Source organism: Winogradskyella bathintestinalis, from assembly GCF_030407435.1.
Taxonomy (GTDB): domain Bacteria; phylum Bacteroidota; class Bacteroidia; order Flavobacteriales; family Flavobacteriaceae; genus Winogradskyella; species Winogradskyella bathintestinalis.
The window spans coordinates 20,015-38,292 of the sequence record NZ_JASDDK010000009.1 but is presented as its reverse complement, the minus strand read 5'-3'; the positions used below and the strand labels follow the sequence as shown (position 1 = coordinate 38,292).

At 36.0% G+C, this 18,278-nt stretch carries 10 protein-coding genes; 7 read left to right on the top strand and 3 right to left on the bottom strand.

Annotation, left to right across the window (positions count from 1 at the left end; genetic code table 11):
- Window position 1 precedes the first annotated feature (1 nt).
- From QMA06_RS15260 to QMA06_RS15245, 4 genes are read left to right on the top strand one after another with little or no spacing between them, the layout of a single operon-like run.
- Complete coding sequence (locus QMA06_RS15260; RefSeq protein ID WP_290207774.1) at window positions 2–331, top strand: MerR family transcriptional regulator; 330 nt, start codon at window positions 2–4, stop codon at window positions 329–331.
- An 11-nt stretch (window positions 332–342) separates the two neighbouring features.
- A complete protein-coding gene (locus QMA06_RS15255) occupies window positions 343–939 on the top strand; it encodes a LemA family protein (protein WP_290207773.1) in 597 nt (198 codons plus the stop codon).
- 13 nt (window positions 940–952) lie between these two features.
- Window positions 953–1,390 (top strand): TPM domain-containing protein, encoded by a 438-nt coding sequence (locus QMA06_RS15250; RefSeq protein WP_290207772.1) that lies wholly within the window; start codon window positions 953–955, stop codon window positions 1,388–1,390.
- Window positions 1,390–2,214 carry a TPM domain-containing protein gene (locus tag QMA06_RS15245; RefSeq protein ID WP_290207771.1) on the top strand — a complete coding sequence of 275 codons (825 nt, stop codon included), beginning with the start codon at window positions 1,390–1,392 and terminating at the stop codon, window positions 2,212–2,214. The genes QMA06_RS15250 and QMA06_RS15245 overlap by 1 nt, the downstream gene beginning before the upstream one ends.
- A gap of 120 nt (window positions 2,215–2,334) precedes the next feature.
- Here QMA06_RS15245 and QMA06_RS15240 read toward each other — a convergent pair whose 3' ends face one another.
- The 3 genes from QMA06_RS15240 to der all read right to left on the bottom strand — a co-directional run bounded on the left by QMA06_RS15240 (window position 2,335) and on the right by der (window position 8,950).
- Window positions 2,335–5,115 carry an outer membrane beta-barrel protein gene (locus tag QMA06_RS15240; RefSeq protein WP_290207770.1) on the bottom strand — a complete coding sequence of 927 codons (2,781 nt, stop codon included), beginning with the start codon at window positions 5,113–5,115 and terminating at the stop codon, window positions 2,335–2,337.
- Window positions 5,116–5,193: 78 nt separating this feature from the next.
- Window positions 5,194–7,638 (bottom strand): T9SS type B sorting domain-containing protein, encoded by a 2,445-nt coding sequence (locus tag QMA06_RS15235; RefSeq protein WP_290207769.1) that lies wholly within the window; start codon window positions 7,636–7,638, stop codon window positions 5,194–5,196.
- Window positions 7,639–7,645: 7 nt separating this feature from the next.
- A complete protein-coding gene (gene der / locus QMA06_RS15230; RefSeq protein WP_290207768.1) occupies window positions 7,646–8,950 on the bottom strand; it encodes a ribosome biogenesis GTPase Der in 1,305 nt (434 codons plus the stop codon).
- 361 nt (window positions 8,951–9,311) lie between these two features.
- Between der and QMA06_RS15225 the strand changes: the two genes are divergently transcribed.
- The 3 genes from QMA06_RS15225 (at window position 9,312) to QMA06_RS15215 (ending at window position 18,271) form a co-directional block, all read left to right on the top strand.
- Window positions 9,312–11,447: a LysM peptidoglycan-binding domain-containing protein gene (locus QMA06_RS15225; protein ID WP_290207767.1), complete on the top strand. Its 2,136-nt coding sequence runs from the start codon at window positions 9,312–9,314 to the stop codon at window positions 11,445–11,447.
- A 177-nt stretch (window positions 11,448–11,624) separates the two neighbouring features.
- On the top strand, window positions 11,625–17,318 hold the full coding sequence (locus QMA06_RS15220) for a T9SS type B sorting domain-containing protein (protein ID WP_290207766.1): 5,694 nt from the start codon (window positions 11,625–11,627) through the stop codon (window positions 17,316–17,318).
- A gap of 14 nt (window positions 17,319–17,332) precedes the next feature.
- Window positions 17,333–18,271, top strand: coding sequence for a PorP/SprF family type IX secretion system membrane protein (locus QMA06_RS15215; RefSeq protein WP_290207765.1), 939 nt, complete (start codon window positions 17,333–17,335; stop codon window positions 18,269–18,271).
- Window positions 18,272–18,278 lie beyond the last annotated feature (7 nt).

Below are 18,278 nucleotides of genomic sequence, written 5' to 3'. Positions count from 1 at the left end.
GATGCATATAGATCTTCCAGAAAAACGCTATTACGGTATTGGTGAAGTAGCCAAAGCCTTTAAGGTAAATGCTTCTTTAATTCGATTTTGGGAAAAAGAATTCGATGTTTTAAAACCGAAGAAAAATGCCAAAGGCAATCGAAAGTTTACACCAGAAGACATCAAAAATCTTAAGTTTATTTATCATTTGGTAAAAGAACGGGGATTTACACTTGAAGGTGCAAAAACACATCTCAAGGAAGAAAAGAAAAAAGCGTTAGAAAAATTTGAAATCATTGAAAAACTTGAAAGCATAAAAGCGCAATTAATAAAAATTAAAACTCAACTTTAAATTCAACTATTATGAAAAAATGGCTAATTCCAGTTATAATTATTGCGCTCGTAGGATTCGCAATTTATCAATATGCCGTAGGCTTTAACAATACCGCTGTAGAATATGAAGCCAATGCAAAGACCGCATGGTCTAATGTAGAAAGTGCCTACCAAAGAAGAAATGACTTAATAGGTAACCTAGTAAAAACCGTACAAGGAGCTGCCGATTTTGAAAGAACTACGTTGAGAGAAGTCATTGAAGCCAGAGCTAAAGCAACATCTACAACCATTGACGCTAATAGTTTAACTCCCGAAAATATGGCACAATTTCAACAAGCCCAAAGTGGTTTAAGTGGAGCTTTATCTAAACTTTTAGTATCAGTAGAACGTTATCCTGAATTGAAAGCCAATCAGAATTTCTTAGAATTACAAAGCCAATTAGAGGGTACGGAAAATCGTATTAATGTGGCTAGGGATCGCTTTAATGAAAAAGTAAATATTTACGATATTCATACCACAAAATTCCCTGGATCAATACTAGCGGGCTGGTTTGGATTTGAAGAAATGCCAAGATACAAAGCAGATCCAGGTAGTGAAAATGCACCAGATGTCGATTTCGACTTTTAAATAACATCTAATTATGCCAAAAATTGAAGATTTCCTTACAGCGAAAGAAGAAGAGGAAATTGTAGAAGCCATTAGAATTGCCGAATGCGATACTTCGGGAGAAATTCGTGTGCACATAGAACAAAAATGTGATATTGATGTTTATGAACATGCACTCGACGTTTTTCATATTTTAAAAATGGATAATACCATTCAGAGAAATGGAGTATTAATATATGTTGCGGTTGATAATAAATCGTTTGTGATTTTTGGTGATCAAGGTATCAACAATATCGTAGGTGCTGACTTCTGGAATTCAACACGCGATAAAATTGCCTCGCAATTCAAATCCGGAAACTTTAAACAAGGAATAATCGATGGTGTTAGAGAAGCTGGTAAAGCGTTGTCTCACCATTTTCCTTGGCATCATCACGACGAAGATGAATTAGATAACACAATCTCAAAAGGTTAATGTACCCAACTAAAAATAACATATTTCAATTTTTAATACTTCTAATGTTAGCGAGTCCATTTATTGGATGGGCTCAATATGATATTCCCGAAAAGCCAGAAGCTCAGACCAGTATTTATGACGGCATTAATTTGCTTTCCACAACTCAAAAAAACAGCTTAGAACAGAAACTAATACGTTATTCCGATTCTACTTCTACTCAAATAGTGTTGGCAACCATCAGCTCTACAAAAGGAGAATACATAAACTATTTAGGCGCTCAATGGGCAGAAGAATGGGGCATTGGGCAAGCCAATAAGGATAATGGAATTTTTATATTATTGGCTCGAGACGATCGTAAAATAGGAATCAGCACAGGTAAAGGGATTGAACATCTATTGACCGATGCGTTAAGTAAACGTATAATTAATAACGATATCATACCCTATTTTAAACAGGATGATTATTATGGCGGTTTGGACCGTGCGACAGATGCTATTTTCGAAGTTTTAAATGGTGAGTATAAAAGAACGAGACAAACCGAAGGTCAATTCCCTTTTGAAGTCTTATTTTTTCTCTTTATCATTTTCATCATATTTATTATTGTCATTTCTAAATCTCGTGGAGGAGGTGGTGGCAACCGAGGCAATCGTTCGGGAAGTCGAAGTCTTCTCGAAGCCATTATTTTAAGTAATATGGGACGTGGTAGTTATTCCCGCGGATCTTCTGGTGGCTTTGGAGGTTTTGGCGGCAGTTCTGGAGGTGGAAGCTTTGGAGGCGGCGGATTTGGTGGAGGCTTCGGTGGCGGTAGCTTTGGAGGCGGTGGAGCTTCAGGTGGCTGGTAAGCTATTAGTAAGTAGTGTTTAGTGTTATAAAAACATAATAAGCAGTCGTGAGATTGAAAAAATATAATTCGGATTATCGTTTTAATTTATAATTTCTGAAAACTTTGAGCCTAAATATAATTAATCAAAAAAGATAACATCACCATCTCCTGTTTCTCCTTTGCTTCCCAAACTATTAAATTTATAACTTAGACTTAGCATAAAATACTGCCTTAAAACTGTACTTTGTCTATCTTCAATATAATCTTCCGTTGCAATCCTTCTCGCATTGGTGTTTTGGTTTAATAAATCATAGACCTTTAAAGAAATTATAGCCTTTTCTTTTAAAACGCTATAGGCTAGCGTGGAATTCCAAAACCATGCACTTTTTTGAAAACCATCAGAGACATTTGGGTTATAATTAAAATTAATATCGTTTTGCCATTCCAAATTTTTAGGTAAAAACGTTGCGGTTCTTAACCCTGCATTATGACTGGTAAATTCCCGATCGTCAAAAGCTGCAATATCATAGGCATTAGTTGTAAAACGCAACTGATAATAAGGTTTAAACTCCATAACTTTATTCCAAAGAAAATCGATACCAATTCTTGGCGATAAAGTTTTTACTTGACTCGCATATTGTACCTCATTATTAAAATTAATTCGTTCAGAAAAATTATAACGTGCTCTCAACCTCAACTTTATGGTTCTAAGCGTATCTAATTTAAAATCTTTGGTATAATTGCCAGAGATACCATAATTATAATTGCCATCTACATTTTCGTACGTTGTTGTTCGTTTCAATGTTGTGGGATCGACAATCGTTTTAGATACTACTTGGTTGTTAGTAAATCTGGCGTTGATATTAGCATATAAACCGGTACGTTTCTGCCAATCGAATCCATTATAACCAGCATAAACACTATGACTGTTTGAGGGCTCTAAATTAGGATTTCCAATGATTGTTCTTAAGGGATCGGACACATCCGTAAACGCCTGTAACTGTCTTAGACCTGGTGGATTATTAGCCAATCTGTAACTAGCATAAATGGAAGCCTTAGGGCTAAACCTATAATTAATTCTTGAATTTAATTCAATATTTTCGAATTCTCGTTCTATGTTAAATTGCGGTCTTAATACATCCTCATTCTTTAAAGTCCGCATGTTGTAGGCTGCTTTTATTCTTGTAGATAATTTTTCACCACGATAAGTTAATCCAAAAGTAGGCACACTTTGAATGTCTAAATATTTGAAATCTGTACTTAAATCATTATTAAAATTAGTATAATCTTGTAAGGTATTATTAAAATCGAAAGTACTTTCTGTGTTTTTGTCTTTATCTCGTGAATATTCATATTCAAAATTTAAAAAAAACTTTTTGGCGATTATAGGATATCTATAGGTCATTTCCGTGGTGATTCCATAGCTATTCTTCTCGCCATCGGTAAATTGGTTACGTTCTATAGTTTCTGGATTTGCACCAAAAACTTCCGCTTCTGAATTTAAAAAATCATCGCTCTCTTGCTGATTAATACTAGTCTCTATCTCCATTCGAACAAAAGCTCCTCTACTTCCAAAACGTTTGGTCGCCGAAATTTGATTTGAAAACCTTCTTGCAAAATTTTCTACATTTGAGTTTACATCCGACTGATTGGTTAACACTAAATCTTCATCTAAAGTTTGTTCATTACTAGAAAATCGGGTACTTGATTTAGAGTAGCTAAATGACGGTTCTATGCTGATTTGAAATGTAGAATCTGTTTCAATTTCAAATTCTAAATTTACAGAATGGCTATCTGTGTCACTTAGTGTTCTGGACCTAGAATTGGTAAAAAAACGAGTATCTGCTAAAATTGTTTCACGTTCTGTCGATGATTCATCTTCAGAATTACTTGATGCAAAAAAATAATCAGCCGCAATATCTGTATTTTCACCTATCACATCGGCAAAATTAATTCCGGCATTCTGCGAAGTTGTAATACCTTGGCCGCCACCAAAAGACCGACCGCCTAAAGCGAATGAACCGTTACTGTTAAAAGAAACCCCGCCACCGCGACCAAACATTTTAGAAATTTCACCGAAGCTAAACCCTGGGGAGTTTGTATTGTTACCTCCCGCTAATACACTTAATCTTTGGTCGTTATCAAAAAAGTTCACCATACCTGCAAATTCGTAACGCTTATCTGTTCCTGCACCCGCAGATACGCGTCCAAAAACACCTTTATTATTTTCCTCTTTTATGGTAAGATTAATGGTTTTGTTTTCGGTATCACCTTCTTCCCCTGTAAAAGCTTCAGATTTTGTTTTAGTATCTACAATCTGAATTTTTTCGATAATATCTTTCGTTAAATTCTTGGTCGTAATCGTAGGATCGTTACCAAAAAAAGGTTTGCCATTTACCAATATTTTATTTACCGCTTTACCGTTGACCTTAATATTACCTTGTTCATCAACTTCTACTCCTGGTAACTGTTTTAGCAAATCTTCAACATTAGCATCTTTTTTTGTTTTAAAAGATTTTACGTTAAACTCTAGAGTATCTTTTTTAATAGTTATCGGAGCCGTAGATTTTACTATAACTTCATCTAACTGATTGTCTAATTCCATTTTAATTGTAGATAAAGTAATTTGTTCTTTATCAATATCAATTTTTTTAACATAGGTTTTATAACCAATATAGGATACGAAAAAATTTAAGCTTTTATCGTAAGTCGTACTTTCTATTTTAAATTTCCCGTCTTTATCTGAAATGGTATAAGAGACCACCGAACTATCTTTGACACGCTCTAAATAAACGGTCGCAGACTCAATTGGCGTCTTGCTGTCCTCTGCTAAGAGTGTACCTGTAAGTTCAAAAGATTTTTCTTGCGAATATGAAAAGAGTGTAAAAAATACCGTAAGAACTAGAATTAGTTTCTTCATGGTGGTTGATTGATTGATGAATAGCGTTTTCAAAAATAGAACAGAAACCGTATGAAAAATCTTAAAGTTTTTGTAAAATTATCGTTTTAATGTAAAATGGCCTTTGTAAGTTCTACCATCAATAAATCTCGCTATAAACCAATAATCATCGCTTGGCGCCATGGCGCCATTTATTGTACCATCCCACTGCGAATTATTGGCTTTTAGAATTGTTATTAGTTTGCCGTATCGATTAAAAATCTCAACTGTAGCCGTATTATTAAATTCTGAAGAAAATCCGGTAATTTGCCATGTTTCATTTACAGCATCCCCATTCGGCGTGAAGAATTTTGGAAATCCTAAAATGGAAATATCACTAGACACCGTACCACAATCGGCTTTTATATCTTTTATAAAAATAGTATGAAATCCTGCTGGTACGTTTTCAAAATGATTCGAAGTTTGGTAAATACCATTCTCGTTATTTAAAGCATATCTGTAATCCCCATTCCCATTAACTAATACTGAAACGGTATTGTTCTCCGATAAATCGGTGACCTCAATACTTTCAACCTCAGCAGTACTAGATGGTAAAACCGTTATCGTTCTTTCGTTAGAACAACCTAATGGCTGTGTAACTGTTACCGAATATGTGCCCGGTTCATTAACCTCAATATCCATAGTTGTTTCGCCAGTAAACCAGTTATAGTAGTAATTGTTCGGTACATCGTCTATAATTCCACCAGATAATGTTATGGTCTCAGGAAAACTATTTAGACAATAGTAAATCTCTTCATATTGTAGCACATTTGGTAAATCTTTCACATGTAAAACAACTTCGTTAATTGCGTAACAATTATTATCAATGTTTATTCGGGCATAAACCACTTGATTAAAAGCAACGACATTGGTAAAAGAATCAACGATTTCATTGGCTTGTTCCAATGCTTCATCAAATGTTAAATAATATGAAACTGTAGTATTAATGGTTTCGCTATTTAGCAATTGTGGGTTAGCTTCAGATAAATTGAAAGTTGCAAAACCATCAGCTTCGAGATCATCGCAAACTTCTAAAGTCGCAGAATATCCGTTAGGCGGGTTCACTTGTAATGTTATTTCTGCTAACGACAAACAAGCTGTAGATTCATTAGTGACTAAAGCATAAATTTTTTGAAAATCAACACTATTATTATAACTATTGGACGTTATTTCGTTTTGAAGTAAATCGTCTTCGAAAAAACGAACATTTAAACCCGTCTCTATTTGTCCATTGTCATCTCTTACAATATCATTTCTATAATTATTGAGATAAAACGTAGAAATAAAATCGATGCTATCATCTTCACATTGAATTATGGTTATGTCGTTCGCTACAGGAGACGCATTGACATTAACAGTAATTGGAATTCTAGCCCCTTCACTACACCCATTAAAAATCAGCTCTACCCAATAAGTTGTTGACCCCTCTATTAGATTTTGATTAGTTAAACCAGAATTTACAACCGTAGTAGATGTTAAAGAATCGTACCAATAGGCATTATCTGCATTAGAATTTAAGGTAATCTGAGATCCGCTACTATTGCAAACGGTATAAGTTGTTACTTCTAACTTTGGTGTTACAATTGTGGTACTCGCTGAAATATTTATGTCAGGATCGCCTGGCATACCACCAAATTCAACGATATAGCCTTTGGGATGGAAATCACTATTGGGATCGTTGCCCCCAGTAAGGGTTAAATCATTCCAAGAGCCTAAAATACCAATATTAGGTGCCGTAATGTGTGCGTAATCTTCTTCATTATTTAAATTGTTTGGCTCACTAGTATTCCAAAATGCATACATATCATTTGGTGCATAACCATTTGAAAGTCCTTCCCAAAATACTTGTCCCGCTTCTGGTCCAGTTTCCCATATCCAAACGCCTTCATTTTGTTGATCTGAACCACCTATCCATCCAGTGCCAGAACTTTGCTCACCCGTAAGTTGCATTTCTTCTTCAGATGTTATCGTTGCTAAATAACCCTGCAGACCAAAATAACTGCGTTGTTCCGCAGCCGCTTTAGCTTCTAACCAAGTAATGCTTAAATCTGCTACATAAAAATAATAATGACCAGTAGACGGCAGAAAATTTGCCTCCCCTAAATTGATAGAAAAAAATTTATCTTGAGTAAATACACTTTGGGTCGTTTGAAACCGGATAGCACTTATGGCGGTTTCGAATTCTGAAAACGAGGCTGGCCCCTCTAATGTAAGTAGTCCTTCTCCTGCAGACCAATTGGCATTAATATTAGGATGTATGCCTTCTAAATATAAAATATCTTCACCAAGCGTATAGCCGGTAGAAATTTGTACAAATACAGTATCTAGCGTACCCAAAGTATTAGAAATACTGATATTGGTGACAATAGACATGGGTAATTCGGAACAATAAAACTGATTCCCAACTGCGGCAATCTGCGGTATGTTTTGTGATTGTATTTTAGTAAAGAGTAAACAAAAAACTAAGACAGCAATTGTAAATTTTAATCGAAATAGAATACGCATTAAATTCTTATTTTTTCCGCATGTAAACACTAACTGGAACACCGGTAAAGTCAAATTCTTCACGTAATTTATTCTCTAAAAAACGTTTATAAGGCTCTTTAATGTATTGTGGTAAATTACAGAAAAATGCAAACTGCGGCTGTGGTGTAGGTAATTGCATGATGTATTTTATCTTTACAAACTTGCCTTTATAAGCTGGAGGTGGCTGATGCTCTATTATTGGCAATAAAGTTTCATTGAGCACACTCGTTTTTATACGCTTAGTTCTATTTTTATAAACTTCAACCGCTGTTTCGATAGCTTTAAAAATACGTTGTTTATTTAAAACAGAGATAAACACAATAGGAACATCGGTAAATGGTGCAATTTCATTTCTGATGTGTTTCTCAAATTCCTTGGCTGTTTTAGTATCTTTTTCTACTAAATCCCACTTATTAACTAAAATAACAACGCCCTTACGGTTGCGTTCTGCCAACCAAAAAATATTCTGTACCTGCCCATCAAAACCACGAGTAGCATCTAAAACCACTAAACAAACATCACAGTGCTCTATAGCTCTAACGCTTCGCATTACAGAGTAAAATTCTAAATCTTCCTTTACTTTAGATTTACGACGAATACCCGCTGTATCTACTAAATTAAATTCAAATCCAAAACGGTTATATTTTGTATCAATAGAATCTCTTGTCGTACCAGCAATATCAGTAACGATGTACCTTTCTTCTCCAATTAAAGCATTAATAAATGAAGATTTTCCAGCATTTGGCCTTCCGACAACTGCGAATCTTGGTAATTCATCTTCTTCCTCCTCTTCTTTTTCTGGTAACGCCTCAACAACAGCATCTAGCAAATCCCCTGTTCCACTTCCGTTGATACTCGCTATAGCATAGTATTCTCCCAAACCAAGAGAATAGAACTCCACAGCATCTTCTAAGCGCTTATTGTTGTCAACCTTGTTAACCACTAAAAAAACAGGCTTTTTTACTTTTCGTAATAATTTGGCAACGTCTTCATCCATTCCAGTGACACCAGATTCTACATCAACCATGAAAATTATAGCATCAGCTTCCTCAATAGCCAGTTCCACTTGTTTGTCTATTTCTGCTTCAAAAACATCATCACTACCAACCACATATCCTCCTGTATCTATTAAAGAGAACTCTTTACCGTTCCAATCAGTTTTACCGTAATGACGATCTCTTGTTACACCACTTACGGCATCAACAATTGCTTCACGCCTTTTAATAAGACGATTAAAAAATGTCGATTTCCCTACATTTGGACGACCTACTACAGCGACTATATTGCTCATTATTTTTTATTTAGAGCGACAAAGATACTATATACTGACTAGTTATAATACTCTATTTGCGACTTTTCATAATATAGCCTAAAATCGATGATATACTAAATAGACTATAGTATTTATCAGTAAAAACATTGTTAACATCCTGTTGATAACAAGTATAAATTTCAAATATAAAGCCTCTATTTTTTGTAATTTTATTGCGTGTATTTAATTATGACTTAAGCACCCAATTTTATAAACAAACCGAGACTAACCCTTCAGGAATCAGCCCTTTTCTTAAAGGTTTAAGTATATCCAAATTAACCTCTTACGTATTTGAACATGATTTCAAATACTAATAATTATATTAAATTTTTCAAAACTAATGGGGAAATATTTTACGCTAATTATAGTTTTAGTTATAAGCTTTAAACTTGTAATAGCTCAAGAAAACTATTTTGACCATACCATAAAAAAAGGTGAAAATGTATATATGATTTCTAGGCGATATAACGTTAGTCCAAATGCAGTTTTTGAGCTCAACCCAGGCTCAAGAGATATCATATACGCAGGGCGTACTCTTAAAATTCCCACCACAAACAATACCAATTCGTCCTCTACAAACACTACCATAACCGACACAAGAGTAAACAATTACAAAGTTAAACGTGGAGAGACAAAATCTGGACTTTCTAAGCGTTTTGGGGTAAGCATTGCCCAATTAGAGCAACAGAACCCACATATTGTACGCATGCTTCAAGCCGGGCATCTTATAAATCTCGACAAGACTATTACCGAAGAGACGACCAGCGCAAAAGCAGGTGAGCATAAAGTAATAAAAGGAGAAACTCTTTGGGGTATTGCAAGAACAAATGGGATTAGCGTAGCACAACTTGAAGGAGCAAATGCTGGACGATTATCTGAGTATTTGCAGATAGGACTTATATTAACTATTCCAGATAAAGATTATGAAGTGTTTAAAGAAGGAGAATATTTGGTAAAACCTGGTGACACCAAATTTGGTTTGGCAAAACGTTTTAATCTCACCATTGCCCAGCTCGAAGAAAAAAACCCTCATATTGTAGAATTATTAATGGCAGGTCATAGAATTGATGTGGATAATTTAACGGACAATACCGTTACCAATATACAAGAGGATTCGACGACTAATAATGTTAATAATACTGAAAAAAATTCAATAGCAATAGATACAACATTCTCGGAAAGTGGTTATGAGGACTATGTTATTCAGGCTAAGGAAACACTTTACGGATTGGCTAAAAAAGCAGGCATGCCAATTAACGAATTTACAGCTTTAAATCCTAAATTATTAGTTTCCGTAAATAAAGGCGATATAATTAAAATGCCAAATACAGTATCGCAAAATGAGGCGTCTAATGACCTAACAGATAATACAACCGATGATCACGCAGAACAAAGAATAAACCATAAATCTGAAACGTTACTTAATAATTTAATTACTTCAACATCTAACGGAATTTACTTTTACACTCCTTTCTCGAGTGAAGAATTGAGTGCTTCTGAAGAACGAGAAAAAATGATTCAGTTTAATGTTGATTTTCAAAAATATATTGATTTTTTTCAAGGAGCACAAATAGCCATTGATTCCGCAAAAGCTTTACATCTAAATTTTGACGTCACTTTAATAAAGAAGAATATAGCCAAAACACAATTAAAGATAGACAGTCCACATAAAAAGAACGCCTTTTTAGTTCCATTTTTGGACAATGCATCGCATTATCCAAAAATTGAATCAAAGCAAACATTCTCTGTGGTAGGCATAGAATCTAACATTAACTCTAAAGATAGCTTAAAGGTCTATAAATCTGTGCCTTCTGAAAATTTCCAAAAGACCAAGACCCTAAATTATTTAGCAAAACAAGACGCTAATGTTGTAATAGTTAGCGATCTCGACGAACCTAGAAATAAAGAATTAATACACAATACCCTCCCAGATGCTCAATTTTTAACCGTGGATAACGCTGGATTTTTTGACTCGAAAGAACTAGATAAAACACTAAGTAAAGACCAATTAAATTATCTCGTGTTGGATAGTGACAAGACTATTATTTTATTAAATACGACTACAACATTAATGCGCAAATTGTCAGATCATAGAATTCAATTGGTTATGCTGAAATCATCATTATTACCTAATCAAAATGAAGTTTCAGATATGCGTTACCGTGTTTTAAAACTTATATATCCAGCAATTACCGATCCTAGAAACAGGAAAGATATTGACGACTTCTCCTCTAATTACCAAAATGTATTTGGCACTAAACCCACAAGATATTCTCAATTAGGATTTGATGTTACTTTTGACACCCTATTAAGGTTATCACAAAATAACTCTTTTGAAGAAACAATAAATACAGTGATTTCTCAACATCCACATTTAAAATTCGATTATCAAAAAATAAATCCCTCTAGCTATTCAAATTCTGGTGTTCATTTATTACAATATAATTCAAATGAGGGTATGATAGAACTTGAATAACAATAAATTAAAATGAAATAAAATCTGTAAATTTTAATTTTGTTAAGTAATGGCTAATTACATATATTTGTTTCCCCTTAATCTAACAAATTAGCAAGTCAACGATTTTATTTTGAACGTGCTGTTCTTAATCCATGGCATCGATTTCAACTAAAAGTAATTATTTAAATTTTTTTAATGAAAGCCAAAGAGCACAGTTATAAATGTTATTCTGTACTTGTAACATTTCTTCTTTTATTAATAACCTGCGGTTTAACTTCTGCTAATGCTCAATGTCCGACAGTAATTGATAATACACAAACTTTGTGCGATATACAATCGGTTTTAGTTGGGGATTTACAAGCCATTGATAATGGTGGAGGAATTGTTTGGTATGAAACGGCCACTTCTACTACACCACTTCCAAATTCTGCTAGTCTTATTAGCGGAGAAGATTATTATGCCGATGACAATAGTGGCTCATGTGGAGCTAGAGCTCAAGTTACTATTACTATCTATGGACCACCAGTTGGAAGTCCCTTTCAAGGTGTATGTCTAGACGATCCTACACTCGCAACTGTTGCTAGTTTAGATGCAACAGGAAATGATGTACAATGGTATTTATCGCCTTCTGGAGGCACTCCTTTAAATGATACGGATATATTAATGGATAACACCTTGTATTATGCCGATCAAGCGAGTCCAGATGGTAGTTGTAGAACATCTCGACTAACTGTTTTAGTAAATGTTGGTGCTACTCCTATGCCAACTGGAGATATGATTCAAAACTTTTGTAGTACTTCAGGATCTACACCAACCGTTGGAGATTTAGTAGCAAGTGGAAATAATAATTGGTATATTTCATTATTCTCGGCCTTTCCTTTACCTACAAACACTCCTTTAATAAGTGGCCAAACCTATTACGGTACAACCTTAGATCCCCCATGTGAGAGTTCTGCTCGCTTTATGGTGATTGCCATTTTAGATGAAGGGCCCAATGCTGGTGAAGATGGAACTGTAGATGTTTGTGAGAACAACATAAGTACAACTATCGATTTATTTACTACGCTTGGTGGTTCACCTGATACAGGAGGTACGTGGTCACCTGCTTTAAATAGCGGCACTGGAATTTATGACCCTAACATTGATTCGGCAGGCGATTACACTTACACCGTAAATTCTGGAAATACGTGCCCTGATGATTCGGCAATTATTACAGTAACTCTTATTCCAGAACCAAATGCGGGGACAAACGGCATATTAGAAATATGTAGTGAAGATAGTGCATTAGACTTGTATTTAAGCTTAGGAGGCACACCCGAAACTGGTGGAACGTGGTCACCTGCGCTAGCAAGTGGCACTGGAGTATTTGATCCTACAATAGACACAGACGGTTTATATACTTATACTGTAAGTGGAACAGCACCTTGTATAGATGCAACGGCAACAGTTAATGTTTCGGTGTCAGCGTTTCAAGATGCTGGTGAAGACGGAACAATAGACATTTGTGATAATGTAGGAACGGTAGATTTGTTTAACAATCTTGGTGGAGCACCCGATTCTGGTGGTGTTTGGTCACCTGCTTTAAATAGCGGCACTGGAGTTTTTGATCCATTAATCGATTCACCTGGCATTTACACCTACTCTTTAACAGGTAATTCTCCTTGTCCTGATGACTCCGCAACGGTTAACGTTACTATAAACCCATTACCCATTGCTGGCACAGACGGTTCTCTAAATATTTGTAGCTCTGATTTTACACCCGTAAATTTATTTGATAGCTTAGGGGGAACCCCTGAATCTGGGGGAATTTGGACTCCCGCACTCAATAGTGGTACAGGAATTTTTGATCCTTCAGTTGATACTGCAGGATTATATACTTATACTTTAGCGGGCACACCGCCGTGTACAGATGTTTCAGCAGAAGTTAATGTTATCATCTTAGAAGAACCAGATGCTGGTATCAACGCTGAAGTTAATATTTGCGATAATGATGGCACTATTAATTTGTTCGACACGCTTGAAGGCACTCCAGAAGTTGGTGGAACATGGTCACCAACTCTTTCTAGTGGAACCAATATATTTGATCCTTTATTAGATCCTGTTGGTGTTTATACTTATACGGTTACAGGAACCAGTCCTTGTGCTGATGCAACGGCAAATGTAACAATTTCGGTTACACCTTTCCAAAATGCTGGATTAAACGGTTCAATAACAATTTGTAGTAATACTAATACAATTGATCTTTTCGATAGTCTTGGTGGTACACCTGAAACTGGAGGAATTTGGACTCCTACGTTAACAAGTGGTACAGGAATTTTTGATCCTTCAATAGATTCGGCTGGTATTTACACCTATACAACATCTGGAACAGGACCTTGTATTGATGACACAGCCACAGTTGAAGTAACAATAGATATTGCACCAGATGCTGGAATAGATGCGGTAGAAAACATTTGTAATAACAATGGACCAGTTGATTTGTTTAATAGTCTCGGAGGCACACCTGAAGTTGGTGGTACGTGGACACCTGCACTAACTAGTGGCACCAATATCTTTGATCCATTAATTGATGCTGAAGGCACTTACACCTATACGGTGATAGGAACAGCACCTTGTACGGATGCTACAGCAACAGTAACTTTAACTGTTGTACCATTTCAGGATGCAGGTTTAAATGGTACGGTAACGGTTTGTACTGATGACGGCTCTATCGATCTTTTTAATAGCTTAGGCGGAACACCAAGTACTGGTGGAACATGGACACCATCCCTTGCTAGTGGTACAGGAATTTTTGATCCTTTAGTTGATACAGCTGGAATTTATACCTATACAACATCTGGAACAGGAGCTTGTATTGATGACTCCGCTACAGTTGAAGTTTTTGTAGAGTTAGCACCAGATGCAGGTTTAGATGGAAACTTAATTTTATGTAGCCTAAGTAGCACAGCAGATTTATTTAATAGCCTTGGCGGTACGCCTCAATCTGGAGGAACTTGGTCACCTGCACTTTCTAGTGGAACCGGAGTTTTCGATGCTAGCTTAGACGCTGAAGGAGATTATACCTATACTATTAATTCAGCCTTATGTGGAAACAGTTCTGCTACAATTTCAGTATCAGTAATAGATGCCAATCAAGCAGGAGACAACGCCGCTTTAGAACTATGTTTTAATGATGCACCAATAAATCTATTCAATAATTTAGGAGGTACCCCTGATCTCGGTGGCACATGGTCACCTGTTTTAAATAGTGGAACAGGAATTTTTAACCCGATGTTTGATGCTCCTGGCGTTTACACCTATATCGTTTCTAATAGTACAATTTTATGTCCCGATGATTCAGCAACAGTTATAGTATCCATTATACAAGAGCCTAATGCCGGAAATGATGGTACTCTCAATCTATGTGATTCCACAAATACCGTAGATTTATTTGATAGCCTTGCTGGATCACCTGAAACAGGCGGAACTTGGTCTCCTGCTTTATTTAGTGGAACAGGATTATTTGATCCTAATACAGACCCAGAAGGGACGTATATATATACACAAACCAATGCTTGTGGAACAAATTCTGCATCAGTAACTGTGTCTTTCTCTGGTACAAATGATGCTGGTACAAATGGCACACTTCAACTTTGTTCTACAGATGTTGCAGTAGATTTATTCAATAGTTTAGGAGGAACACCAGATGTTGGTGGCACCTGGACTCCGGCTTTAAACAGTGGCACCGGAATTTTTAATCCAATGGTAGATACTTCAGGAGTTTACACGTATACCATTTCAAATGCTGCTACACCTTGTCCTGATGCAACAGCTACAGTAACAGTTTCTATTTTACAAGAACCGGATGCTGGCAATGATGGCACGTTGAATTTATGTGATTCAATAAATGCAGTAGATTTATTCAATGGTTTGGCGGGAACGCCTGAAACTGGAGGAACGTGGACGCCTGCTTTAAACAGCGGAACAGGAATTTTTGATCCCAATACGGATTCGGAAGGGGTCTACACATACACATTAACTAATTCTTGTGGCACAAATTCGGCCACAGTAGCGGTTTCTTTATCTAATACCAATGATGCAGGAACTGATGGTACTCTAGAACTTTGTACAGCGGTCACCACAGTAGATTTATTTGACAGTTTAGGAGGAACACCTGATGTAGGCGGCACATGGACTCCAGCTTTAAACAGTGGAACCGGAATTTTTGACCCAATGGTTGATGTAGCAGGAACTTATACTTATACGGTTTCGAATCCTGATTCTACTTGTCCAGATGCAACCGCAGATGTTGTTGTCACTTTTGTACAAACACCAGACGCTGGTAACGACGGCACACTAGATATTTGTACGGATGAAACGACGGTAGATTTAATTGATGGTTTAGGGGGAACACCTCAAACAGGAGGAACATGGTCTCCTACTCTAACTAGCGGCACTGGAATGTTTGATCCAAATGTTGATGTTGCTGGTGATTACACATATACTTTGAACAATTCATGTGGAACTAGTTCTGCTGTCGTAACAGTGACTATTTCATTGGCCAACAATGCTGGAGCCAATGGTTCAATCGAATTCTGTAGTGATGCTACTGCAACTGACCTGTTTGACAGTTTAGAAGGCACACCTCAAACAGGCGGGACATGGTCTCCTGAACTTGCCAGTGGCACTGGAGTATTTGATCCAGCTGTTGATAGTGCCGGAACATATATTTACACCGTATCTTCGGTGAATTCTAATTGTCCAGATGCGATTGCAGAAGTATCTGTCACCATTAGTACTCCACCAAATGCTGGTGTGGATGATTCACTTCTTTTATGTATAGATGAGACTAATCCAGTTGATCTATTTGACAGCCTAGGAGGAACACCAGATACGGGTGGTACTTGGAGTCCTGCGCTTACTAATGGGACCGGAATTTTTGATCCATCGATTGATTTAGCCGGTGAATATACATATACAGTAACCTCAACAGAATGCAATTTAACGGCTTCTGCTATAGTAACCGTTGCCATACTTGAACTTCCAGATGTTACCGGACTTGAGTTGTCTATGGCTAGTAATTTTATTTGTTTTGAATTTGAAGATGCAGAAATATTAATATCCGGCGCTAATCAATTACCAGATGGTGAATATTCTATTGTTTACCAACTCTCTGAAGCTAATAATTCGGTTAATACGGTAGCCATTAGTATAATTAATGGCAGTGCTACTTTTACAATCCCACAATCACTTATAGCAAATCCAGGAATTACAATGGTAACGCTAACACAGTTGTTTGTTCTAGGACAATCGTGTAGTGCTATCACAGATAATATAGAGCCATTTAAAATATTAGTTCAAGATCCACCTACTCCACAGCTAATTAATAATGAAGTCGAATTTTGTTTAGAAGATAATTCTACCATTGCGGATCTATCAAACAACATTTCTAACATTAATCTTATTGAAGGTGAAATAGTAGTTTGGTATAATCAATCTGAAAATGGTATGGCTATTGATAACTCAGAATTACTACAAGATGGAGCAATTTATTATGGTGCGATTCAAACCATTAGCGGTTGTGAAAGCTCAGTTAGACTTGAAACAAGTATTGCGTTTGTTAAATGTATTGACAGTATTATAATTCCTGATGGTTTTTCACCTAATGGAGATGCCATTAATCCTGTGTTCGATATTCTTTACTTAGATGAACTCTTTCCTAATTATAAATTAAGCGTCTATAATAGATACGGCAATATACTTTACGAGGGCAATAAAAATTCCCCAAAATGGGATGGCACTTCAAAAAATAACAATTCTGTTTTACCTGTTGGTGTCTATTTTTATATCATAGAATTTAACGATGGAGAAACAGAATCAGTACAGGGCAGGGTTTATCTCAGTAGATAATTACGATATTTAAAATGATTAATAAAATAACCACATATTGTTTTACTATAGTATTCCTAATTTTAGGGCTGGTATCTCATGCGCAACAAGATCCGCAATACACGCAATATATGTATAATATGAGTGTGATAAATCCTGCATACGCTACTGACGATAATTCAATGATGAATATTGGTTTACTCTATCGTACCCAATGGGCTAATTCTATTGGCAGCCCAACAACAGGCACCTATTTTATACATTCTGCAATCACGGATCGTATGGAAGGTGGCATATCAATAGTTCATGATAAAATTGGGGACGTCGTAAAACAAACAAGTGCCTTTGCTGATATTGCTTATGTACTTCCGGTAGGTGATAACACAAAATTGTCTTTTGGAATTAAGGCCGGAGCTACCTTTTACAGCACCAATTTTGACGGATTTGTATATTCAGATCCTTTACCTGATCCTGCTTTTGAGGAAAACATAAGTCGAACGTTTCCTAATGTTGGAGCTGGATTATTCTTTTTTTCTGAGTACTTCTACTTAGGCTTCTCGGCGCCAAATTTATTGGAGACAAAACATTTAGAAGAAGATAGCGGTATAGTTTCACAAGGTTCTGAAAACATCCATTTTTTCTTAACAGGAGGTTATGTTTTAGATTTGAGTGATAGATTTAAATTGAAACCAGCTTTTATGGCAAAACGTGTTAATGGAGCTCCTTTATCCGTAGACTTAACCGCCAATGTCCGTTATAATGATTTGGTAGAGTTTGGATTAGGTTATCGTTTTGATGATTCTTATACTGGTATGGTTAATTTTTCAGTAATTGAAGGGATCCGTATTGGATATGCCTACGATCATACCATTTCTAATTTAGGACGATTTAATTCTGGATCTCACGAAATAATGTTATTATTTAACATTGGTACACTCGGAAAAGGCTTTGACAAATCACCAAGATTTTTCTAATTGAAGA

Bases quoted from the DNA above. Each gene is read 5' to 3' on its own strand.
- QMA06_RS15215 (WP_290207765.1), top strand. From the start codon at position 17,333: ATGATTAATAAAATAACCACATATTGTTTTACTATAGTATTCCTAATT.
- QMA06_RS15235 (WP_290207769.1), bottom strand. From the start codon at position 7,638: ATGCGTATTCTATTTCGATTAAAATTTACAATTGCTGTCTTAGTTTTT.
- QMA06_RS15255 (WP_290207773.1), top strand. From the start codon at position 343: ATGAAAAAATGGCTAATTCCAGTTATAATTATTGCGCTCGTAGGATTC.
- QMA06_RS15220 (WP_290207766.1), top strand. From the start codon at position 11,625: ATGAAAGCCAAAGAGCACAGTTATAAATGTTATTCTGTACTTGTAACA.
- QMA06_RS15240 (WP_290207770.1), bottom strand. From the start codon at position 5,115: ATGAAGAAACTAATTCTAGTTCTTACGGTATTTTTTACACTCTTTTCA.
- QMA06_RS15250 (WP_290207772.1), top strand. From the start codon at position 953: ATGCCAAAAATTGAAGATTTCCTTACAGCGAAAGAAGAAGAGGAAATT.
- QMA06_RS15260 (WP_290207774.1), top strand. From the start codon at position 2: ATGCATATAGATCTTCCAGAAAAACGCTATTACGGTATTGGTGAAGTA.
- der (WP_290207768.1), bottom strand. From the start codon at position 8,950: ATGAGCAATATAGTCGCTGTAGTAGGTCGTCCAAATGTAGGGAAATCG.
- QMA06_RS15245 (WP_290207771.1), top strand. From the start codon at position 1,390: ATGTACCCAACTAAAAATAACATATTTCAATTTTTAATACTTCTAATG.
- QMA06_RS15225 (WP_290207767.1), top strand. From the start codon at position 9,312: ATGGGGAAATATTTTACGCTAATTATAGTTTTAGTTATAAGCTTTAAA.